Source organism: Atopococcus tabaci DSM 17538, assembly GCF_000429585.1.
GTDB classification, from domain to species: Bacteria; Bacillota; Bacilli; order Lactobacillales; family Carnobacteriaceae_A; genus Atopococcus; species Atopococcus tabaci.
This window is the reverse complement of record NZ_AUCD01000015.1, coordinates 25599-35296: the sequence shown is the minus strand read 5'-3', so window position 1 is coordinate 35296 and position 9698 is coordinate 25599. Positions and strand designations below refer to the sequence as shown.

Sequence of the window (9698 nt, the reverse complement as noted above, 5' to 3'; positions counted from 1 at the left end):
CGTAAGAGAACTGAACGGTACGTTTCATTGTTTTCTGTATATCGTATCCTTTTTCTTTATAAGTATGAATTAATTCCAAATCAATCATCTCGATTGCTTTGGAAACCAGCTCACACATGACTTTTGGAAGGTATTGATCTAATCGTATTTCACTGTCTAATAATGTTTCAGAATCCTTTAATATACTGGCAATTTCTGCTATAATTTGATTCATAAGAAGACCTCTTTTCTGGATTTGTGGTTATCTCTAGATTAAGGGTCTTCTTCCTTTTTGTCTACTTTAATTTCTTACCCTACTATTTTACTTTCCGACAACTATTTTACACATAGCATTCACAAAGAAAAACATACTAAGATTAGTAGAGCGGGACAAAATGCGTTTAGACCCGAACCGTTGGAGCGAATAAGCGGATGAGGGGCGAAGCCCCTCGAGCATTATTCGTGAAGTGGACGTCGGGTCTGCATTTTGGAGCGCATTTTCGCTGGCCTATTCGGAAACGCAGAAGAGGCTGGGATTTTTGTCCTAGCCTCTCTTTTTCGAGCTTACTTGTTGTATTTTTTACGGTTGTCGCGGTTATCGCGGCGTCTTCCTCCACGCTCGCCTCCACGTCCACGACGGTTGTTTCCTTTTCCGCCTTTTCGGTTGAAGCCTTTATTGCGGCGTTTTTTCGATGGCAACGGACGTTCCGGAGTGATACGAACCGGAATTTCAGTCGGGTCTTTGACCATCGATTTCACCAATGCCGCTGCCAAATCTTCCGCAGAGTAAGAGCTCAACAATGTGTCAGCAGCATTTTTGTATCGATCCAAGCCATTGTCTACGACCAGTTTGTCGATGTCTTCCATCGCACTTTGAACTTGGCTTTCCAATGCTTCCGCGTCTGTTGGTGGACGAAGCGGAGTCATTTGCTGTTTCGTCAAGTCTTCAATCGTGCGCAGGTAGCTCATTTCGTTTGGTGTGACAAACGTGACGGAAACCCCTTTTGCTCCTGCACGTCCAGTACGGCCGATGCGGTGTACATAGCTTTCTGGGTCTTGTGGAATATCGAAGTTGTAGACGTGTGTGACACCAGAGATATCCAGTCCACGAGCAGCTACGTCAGTCGCCACTAAAATGTCGACATTTCCTTGTTTGAAGGACTTCAAGACACTCATCCGTTTGCTTTGAGACAAGTCTCCGTGAATGCCTTCTGCGTTGTATCCACGCATTTCAAGTCCTCGTGCCAATTCGTCAACACGACGTTTTGTGCGGGCAAAAACGATAGACGCTTCCGGATTTTGGATGTCCATCAAACGAGTCATCACATCAAATTTCTCGTTGTCACGCGCTTTCGTGAAGTATTGTTCGATGTTCGCTGCGGACAATGTTTTTGTTTTGATGCGGACAAGTTCCGGATTTTTCATGAATTTTACGCCGATACGTTTGATCGGTTCCGGCATAGTCGCTGAGAACAACAACGTTTGACGTGTTTCCGGCACCTCTTTGATGATGGATTCGATGTCTTCGATGAAGCCCATGTTCAACATTTCGTCTGCTTCGTCCAAGACAAGTGTTTGCACACCATCCAATCTCAACGTTTTACGGCGAATGTGGTCCAACATACGTCCTGGTGTTCCAACAACGATGTGTGCTCCATCTTTAAGGGCACGGATTTGACGACGGATGTCCGCTCCTCCGTAAACGGCTTGCACGCGGACGCGCTTGTCGCGGCTTAAACGGAACAATTCTTCCTGTACCTGGATAGCCAATTCACGGGTTGGTGCGATGACCAATCCTTGAACACTGCGGTTTTTGGTGTCGATTTTTTGCAGCATCGGCAAACCAAAGGCAGCTGTCTTCCCTGTTCCGGTTTGGGCTTGACCAATGACGTCATGTCCTTCCAATGCCAAAGGGATCGTTTGTTCTTGAATAGGGGACATCTCTTCAAATCCCATGCGTTCGATGGATTGAAGTAATTCTGGTGCTAAATTGAGTTCGGTAAATTTCACTCGTTTTCCTCCTGTATATGTGCTTAGTTGAGGCAAGCAATCGAACTGATTCTTCCTGATTTCATTTTACTTGTCAGTTAAAATATGGTCCAGTTTCTTGCCTCCACAGCAGAAACGGGTCACCGCTCATAGAAAAACCTGGTGTCCTCTTCAACGACGGTACACCAGGCCAAAGTTTTCTTCGTTCTCATTCGAGAATTCATTTATATCAAAAAATTGCTGTAACATACAGGTCTCCATGATCAGCGAGCCGATTTCGCTTCACTATCGTAACACGATTGTTTTTCGTTTTCAATTCATTTTCATACTTTTTGAAATGAATGCGTTTTAGACTGTCACATCTCATCCTTTTCTGTCCGCAAGGCATTGGCCACGCTCAACAAATCCGTGCCAAAGCTGGATTTGAGAAGAATGTAATCTCCAGTTTGAGCATGTTCTTCTATATAAGAGATCAATTCCGCTTTGTCTTCTTGGAAATGATGCAACCGTTCAGACGGGAACTCGTCTCTCAACGCTTCGTACAGGGCACGCATCTCTTTTCCATATAAAACCACTTCATCCAGTCTCTCGGGTTCGATGGCTTCTTTCACGCTCAAATGAAGTTCTCTGGACAATTCGCCCAGTTCACGGATATCTCCCAATACCGCAAATTTGCGCGCACCGGTATCGATGGAAGCAAAGTAACGCAGAACAGCTTTCATCGATGTCGGGCTAGCGTTATACGCATCGTTCAACAAAATGGTGCCGTTCTTCCCGTCCAGCCATTCCAAACGGTTTTTCGTCAACTGGAATTCGGCCAAACTTTCCGCCGCTTTCTCATAAGGCACGTCCAATTCCATGCCCGCCAACAAAGCTGCGAGAGCATTTTGGACGTTGTATGTGCCGGGAATCGGCAGCTGAATCGGCTGTTCCGGGTACAAATTCGTGGTAAAGGAAGTATTTCGCAGTTCGCTGTTCACTTGAAGCGGACGCAGCGAGACGGCTTGTCCGTTTCCGAAAGTGCGTTTCTTCTCTTCCGGCATTTGGGCGGTGCGTTCCACCAAAAGTGGTTCTTCTCCGGGGAAAATCAATACTCCGTTTGGTTTCAACCCAGAAATGATTTCCATTTTGGTGTCGGCGATGCCTTCCCGGGAACCGAAGAATTCGATGTGGGACTCTCCGATCATGGTTATGATGGCGACATCCGGTTCCGCCAGTTCGGACAGTTGTTTGATTTCCCCTTTTCCGCTCATGCCCATTTCCAATACAACGGCCTCGGCGTCTTCCGGCATATCCAAAATAGTGACCGGCATCCCGATTTCGTTGTTAAAGTTCCCTTGGGTTTTATGGGTTTTGTACTTTGTCGACAACACCGCTGCCGTCATATCTTTGGTCGTTGTTTTTCCATTGCTTCCGGTGATGCCCACAACCAATGGCGCGACTTTGTTCAGGTAGTATGTCGCAAATTGCTGCAGCGCCTGCAAGGTGTCTTCCACTTGAATCACTGGAAAATCGGTCGGCGCTTCCGAGAGCGGCCGGCTCCAAAAAGCAGCTTGTGCACCGTTTTGAATGGCGTCTTCGATAAATTTGTGGCCGTCTTGGTTGCCGATCAACGGAACAAACAGAGACCCTTCCGTCAATTTGCGGGTATCAAAAGCGACACTGTTGATTTCAATCTCTTCCCAGGCAGAAACATCGTTTTGGGCATTCACCGCACGGGCGATTTCCCCTAAAGTCCATTTACTCATGTTATCCTCCGTATTTATGATGAAAAAGAGACCGGACATGATGACCGGCCCTTTTATTTTTTAATTTTCGCGGTCTTTTGAATCATAATTTTGGGTGTCACGGAAACGCTGCAGCCCCAATTGAATCAGTTCTTCAATTAGGTCGCCGTACGCCAAGCCCGTACTTTCCCATAACCGCGGGTACATACTAAACTGGGTGAACCCAGGGAATGTGTTGATTTCATTGAGGTAGATTTCGTCGTCTTCCGTCAAGAAGAAATCCACCCGGCTCAATCCACTTCCTTGGACGGCAGAAAACGCTCGGGCTGCATATTCCCGCAACTGCGTTTTGATGTCATCAGACAATTTTGCCGGAATCTGCAACACCACTTCGTTTTTTAAGTACTTGGATTCGTAATCGTAGAACCCTTGTTGTTTGACCAACTCTCCTGGAACAGACGTATGGATGTCTTCGTTCCCGAGTACCGCCACTTCGATTTCACGCGCGTCAACGCCTTGTTCGATGACAATGATGCGGTCGTACTCGAAAGCCATGCGGATGGCTTCTATCAATTGATCGCGGTTTTCCGCTTTTGAAATACCGACGCTGGATCCCAAGTTTGCCGGTTTGACAAACAGCGGATACGCCAATTCTTCTTGGCACGCAGCCAGCACTGTGTCTGAATCAACTTCCCATTCGTTTTTCAATACTTTTTTGTACGGAACTTGCGGCAGGCCTTCATTTTGGAACAAGATTTTCGACACACTCTTGTCCATTCCGCATGCACTTGCCAATACACCTGCTCCTACATAAGGTACGTTGAGCACTTCAAACAACCCTTGAATCGTTCCGTCTTCTCCGTTCGGTCCGTGCAAAACCGGGAAGGCAATCGCATCTTTTTCTTGTAATTCCGACAGTTCAAACGGCGTTCCTTTTCCGCTTTGTACGCCTTCTTCGTCAAAACCGAGTCGAAGGTCTTCTTGGGAAAGAACTTCTTCCGCTCGGGTGATACGCGGACCTTTCACCCATTTCCCGTCTCGCGTGATGTAAACAGGAATCACTTCATAATATTCATAATAGATTTCAGTCATAATGGAATGAGCGGACAGAATGGATATGTCGTGTTCTGCACTTTTCCCACCATAGATCATAAAAATCTTCATTTGTCGTTTCCTCCGAATTCTCCGTCTTGTACTCTTATCCTCTTAAGGCCAAGCAATCCTCGCTTCAGCGACACTCCTATTTGTGACAGCTTTATTCTATCACAATGAACTGTTGGAAAAAATATTATAGTGCCAAAAACTTTGTTTGTTCAGAAAATAAAAAAAGGCTGGGAAGCCCCAGCCTTTTGAATGTTCATCATGGTGATTATTCGTTTGAGTTTGCAAAGCCGTATTTCTTGTTGAAACGATCCACACGTCCGTCTGCTTGAGTGAACTTTTGACGTCCTGTGTAGAATGGATGAGAATCAGAAGAAATTTCCACACGGATTAGTGGGTATTCTTTTCCATCTTCCCATTCAACTGTTTCATTAGAAGTTTTTGTAGACCCTGTCAAGAATTTGAATCCTGTTGAAGTATCCATAAAAACGACATCTCTATATTCTGGATGGATTCCTTGTTTCATGTTCATTTTCACTCCTTATGCCCTGGTCCATTTTTGTACCAGAGTTATTTTACCCTTAGGCAACATCAGATATAATACCATACACTTTTTTCAAGCGCAATACTTTTTCATTTTTGGAAATGAAACTGTCACACTTTGTTTTGATTTTTGGACCGAGCTGCGTTTTTGAGAAACGCTTCGTTGTCCGGATAATTGCGCAGTGTCCGGATAAATTGATCGGTGTACTCCAGACTGCTGCCTTTCATGTTGCGTCGCAGGCTGTACATGATGTCCAAGTGTTCTTTCGGCATCAGCAACTCTTCTTTACGGGTGCCTGAACGTTGGATATCGATCGCCGGATAAATGCGGCGTTCCGCCAATTCACGGGACAAGTGCAGTTCCATATTTCCGGTTCCTTTGAATTCCTCGTAGATGACATCATCCATACGGCTCCCAGTATCCACCAATGCGGTTGCGATAATGGTCAAACTGCCGCCTTCTTCAATATTGCGCGCAGCTCCAAAGAACCGTTTCGGCCGGTACAGCGCGGCGGGGTCAATCCCTCCGCTGAGCGTCCGTCCACTCGGAGATTCCACCAAGTTGTACGCACGTGCCAAACGGGTGATGCTGTCCATCAAGATGACCACATCACGTTTGTCTTCCACCAAACGCATGGCCCGTTCCAAAACCAATTCGCTCACTTTCACATGGTTTTGCGGCTGTTGGTCGAACGTGGACGAAACCACTTCTCCCGACACACTCTGTTCGATGTCTGTGACTTCTTCCGGCCGCTCGTCAATCAACAGCACGATCAATTCCACGTCCGGATAGTTCACGGTGATGCCGTTGGCGATCTCCTTCAGCAAAGTGGTCTTCCCTGCTTTAGGCGGCGCGACCACAAGACCCCGCTGACCAAAACCGATCGGTGACACCAAGTCGATGATGCGTGTGGACAATTTCTGTTTGTCTGTTTCCAGCATCATCCGTTTGTCCGGATACAGCGGCGTCAATGCCGGGAAGTGCGGACGTTCGGTGGCTTCTTCCGGGTTTCTTCCATTCACCAAATGAACTTGCATCAAACCATAATAGCGTTCGTTGGGTTTCGGCGGCCGGGCTGTTCCGGTAATTTTGTCTCCGTTTCGCAGGCCGAACCGTTTGATTTGGGAAGAGGAAATATAGATGTCTTCTTTGCTCGCTGTATAATTGATTGGGCGGAGGAATCCAAAATCTTGCTGAGACATAATCTCCAATACACCTTCGGCTTGGAAATAGCCTTGCTTTTCTTCCTGTGCACGGATCACAGCCAACGCCAGCTCTTTTTTGTTCATCTGGCTGTAATAAGGAATTTTCAAATCCCGCGCATATTGATAAATCTCTTTTAATGTTTTATTTTCTAATTCTCTCAGCGTCAGTATTTCACTCAATATAAGCTCTCCTATTCGTCTTCTTCGATCATTTGGATATCTGCTCCAAGCTCCGTCAATTTTTCAACGATGTGATCGTACCCACGAAGGATATTTTCAACGCCTGTAATTTCTGTTGTGCCTTCTGCGCTCAAACCAGCGATGACCAAGCAAGCACCGGCGCGCAAATCACTGGCGGCCACTTGGGCTCCTGTCAATTGTGCAGGTCCTTCAATCAAAATCAAGTCACTTTCTACGCGCGCATTGCCGCCCATCCGCTTCAATTCAGGGATGTGTTTGACACGTTTCGGATAAATGGTGTCCATAATCATGGATTCGCCTTCCGCCATCAATAACAACGGTGTAATCGGTTGTTGAAGGTCGGTCGCAAAACCAGGATATGGCTGGGTTTTGATCTGAACGCCTTTCAATTTCTCCGGCTTCAATACGCGGATGCTGTCTTCGCCGATCACCATCGGCACACCCATTTCTTCCATTTTCGCTAAAAGGCCTTCAAGGTGCTCCACGATGACGTTTTTGACAAGCACATCGTTTCCGGCAGCCGCTCCGATTGCCAAATAAGTGCCTGCTTCAATCCGGTCCGGAATGATAGTGTGGCGGCATCCATGCAACTCTTCTACACCGTCGATGCGGATAGTGTCTGTTCCGGCTCCGCGGATTTTCGCACCCATGTTGTTCAACAACGTCGCCACGTCAATGATTTCAGGTTCGCGGGCCGCGTTTTCAATAATGGTTCGTCCTTTTGCTTTGATAGACGCTAACATAACGTTGATTGTTGCACCGATCGACACTACGTCTAAGTAAATGCGTGCACCTTCCAACCCATCTTCCGTGGTGCGTAAGTACATGGCACCTTGCTCGTTGTCGACAATGGCACCCAACTGGCGGAACCCTTTCAAATGCTGGTCAATCGGACGCGGTCCTAAGAAGCAGCCTCCCGGAAGACCGACAACGCCTTCTCCAAACTTCGTCAGCAAAGCGCCCATAAAGTAATAAGAAGCCCGCAGACTGTTGATTTTCCCACTCGGCATCGGAATGGACACCATTTCTGTCGGATCGATTACCAACGTTGACCCGTCAAAATCGGTTTTCACTTTCATCGAATTCAAAATATCAATCAAGGAATGAACATCTTGAATATTCGGTACACCTTCCAATGTGACAGGTGAATCTGCCATGATTGCGGCAGGAATCAACGCCACGGTACTGTTTTTTGCTCCACTGATGGTCACGGTACCTGTTAATTCATTATTACCATTAATCACAATTTTTTTCACTCTTCAAAGCCTCATTTCTTTATCTGTGTTGAGTCGCAGTTGTTTTGTATTTGTTTGGAAGCTGCAGATACACCCATGCAGCCATCGTTGTTTTGATAAAATCAAGCGGTAAAAACGTTGTCAAATTCATAATAATAAGCGTTCCCCATCCAACCGGGGTCTCTAAAACACGATTCATTACCCAATGTGCATACCCGATTCCTACAGCGTAAATCAATCCCAACCCTAAAAGAAACGTTCTAAATAAGGGCCAGAATGATTTTTCGTTTGTTGTTTCTTTTCCAATCAGCGGGGCAGACAAACACGCTCCCAGGAGATACCCGAAAGAAGGCGTGAAAATATGTTGAAGGCCGCCCGCACCACCGGCAAATACCGGAAGGCCGAGCAAGCCCATCATTAGATATAAACAAATTGAGACACATCCATTTCTCGCGCCAAGCACGGCCGGAATGAAAAGGAAAAAAGCAGTCTGTAACGTGATTGGAATCGGCCCAAGTGGAATCGCAACCAATGAGAACACAGAAAGCAAAGCCGTCATAAGGGCAATTCGGACAAGTTCTTTTGCGTGAAACCGGTGCATCTAATGAAATTCCTCTCTTTCCGAAACCGATGCGAAATTGTTTTTTTCGCAACATAGTGACATTCAAGAATCATTGTACAGCATTTCATAAACAGATACAATTATAAAAGAAGTTGGTTTTTAATGTAGAAAACGGCCGCCTGCCTCTAGAGCAAAGAAAAAACGGAAGCCTTGCGAGCAGCTGCTCGAGACTTCCGTTTTTTTCCTTTTTAAGCTTGGTTGGAAGAACCAAATTCACGCATTTTAGATTTCACTACGTTCATGATGTCTTCTTTTCCTGGCCCAATGATTTTACGTGGGTCATACACTTTTTTGTCTGTTTCCAAAATTTCACGTACACGTTGCGTCCATACTTGTTGCAACTCAGTGTTTACGTTGATTTTTGTATGTCCGTATTCAATCGCTTGTTTGATTTGGTGAGTTGGAATACCGGATCCTCCGTGCAATACAAGAGGAACGCCTGTCAATTCGGAAATTTCTTTCATCTCGTCAAACCCAAGTTTCGGTTCGCCGACATATGCTCCGTGAACAGAACCCAACGCTGCAGCCAAAGCATCGATCTTCGCTTCTTCCACCATGCGTTTGCATTCTTCTGGATTCGCATAGATGACTCCGCCGGTCACACCGTCTTCTTCCCCGCCGACGCTTCCTACTTCAGCTTCAACAGATGCGCCTTTGGAGTGAGCGTACTCAACAACTTCACGTGTTGCTTTGATGTTGTCTTCGATTGGAAACTTAGAGTTGTCAATCATAACAGATGAAAATCCAGCATCAATTGCTGCGCGGCATTTTTCCAATGAAGAACCATGATCCAAGTGCAATGCTACCGGAACTGTGATATCCATTGTTTCAATCAAAGCGTTGACCATAGCTGTCACTACTTTGAATCCACCCATGTATTTTGCAGCGCCTTCAGAAACACCTAAAATAACTGGTGATTGTTCTTCTTGAGCAGCCTGGAGAATTGCCTGAGTCCACTCTAAGTTGTTGATGTTGAACTGCCCTACTGCATATTTGTCTTTCAAAGCTTTGTTGAGCATTTCGGTCATACTGACTAAACGAGTCATCATTTGTTTCCTCCCTATGTATTTCGCATTGTAGTTGTCTGAAAATATT

The 9698-nt window shown here is 46.0% G+C and carries 9 protein-coding genes; all 9 read right to left on the bottom strand.

Going from position 1 to position 9698, the window contains the following annotated elements:
• The coding region (locus G470_RS0103950; RefSeq protein ID WP_028273695.1) for a hypothetical protein at nt 1-214 on the bottom strand (214 nt) is incomplete at its 3' end.
• Nucleotides 215-543: 329 nt separating this feature from the next.
• The gene (cshA, locus tag G470_RS12625) at nt 544-1989 is read right to left on the bottom strand and encodes a degradosome RNA helicase CshA (protein WP_035445017.1); all 1446 of its coding nucleotides are present in this window, start codon (nt 1987-1989) and stop codon (nt 544-546) included.
• Nucleotides 1990-2324: 335 nt separating this feature from the next.
• Entirely contained in the window at nt 2325-3716 is a 1392-nt protein-coding gene (locus G470_RS0103940) for a UDP-N-acetylmuramoyl-tripeptide--D-alanyl-D-alanine ligase (RefSeq protein WP_028273694.1), read from the bottom strand.
• Nucleotides 3717-3776: 60 nt separating this feature from the next.
• On the bottom strand, nt 3777-4859 hold the full coding sequence (locus G470_RS0103935) for a D-alanine--D-alanine ligase (protein WP_028273693.1): 1083 nt from the start codon (nt 4857-4859) through the stop codon (nt 3777-3779).
• A 205-nt stretch (nt 4860-5064) separates the two neighbouring features.
• Nucleotides 5065-5322, bottom strand: coding sequence for a type B 50S ribosomal protein L31 (locus tag G470_RS0103930; RefSeq protein WP_028273692.1), 258 nt, complete (start codon nt 5320-5322; stop codon nt 5065-5067).
• A 128-nt stretch (nt 5323-5450) separates the two neighbouring features.
• Nucleotides 5451-6725: a transcription termination factor Rho gene (gene rho, locus G470_RS0103925; RefSeq protein ID WP_028273691.1), complete on the bottom strand. Its 1275-nt coding sequence runs from the start codon at nt 6723-6725 to the stop codon at nt 5451-5453.
• Between the two features lie 11 nt (nt 6726-6736).
• Nucleotides 6737-8002, bottom strand: a complete 1266-nt coding sequence (locus G470_RS0103920; RefSeq protein ID WP_028273690.1) for a UDP-N-acetylglucosamine 1-carboxyvinyltransferase — start codon at nt 8000-8002, stop codon at nt 6737-6739.
• Nucleotides 8003-8021: 19 nt separating this feature from the next.
• Nucleotides 8022-8582 carry a biotin transporter BioY gene (locus G470_RS0103915; RefSeq protein ID WP_028273689.1) on the bottom strand — a complete coding sequence of 187 codons (561 nt, stop codon included), beginning with the start codon at nt 8580-8582 and terminating at the stop codon, nt 8022-8024.
• 209 nt (nt 8583-8791) lie between these two features.
• A complete protein-coding gene (fba, locus tag G470_RS0103910) occupies nt 8792-9649 on the bottom strand; it encodes a class II fructose-1,6-bisphosphate aldolase (protein ID WP_028273688.1) in 858 nt (285 codons plus the stop codon).
• Nucleotides 9650-9698: the final 49 nt, after the last annotated feature.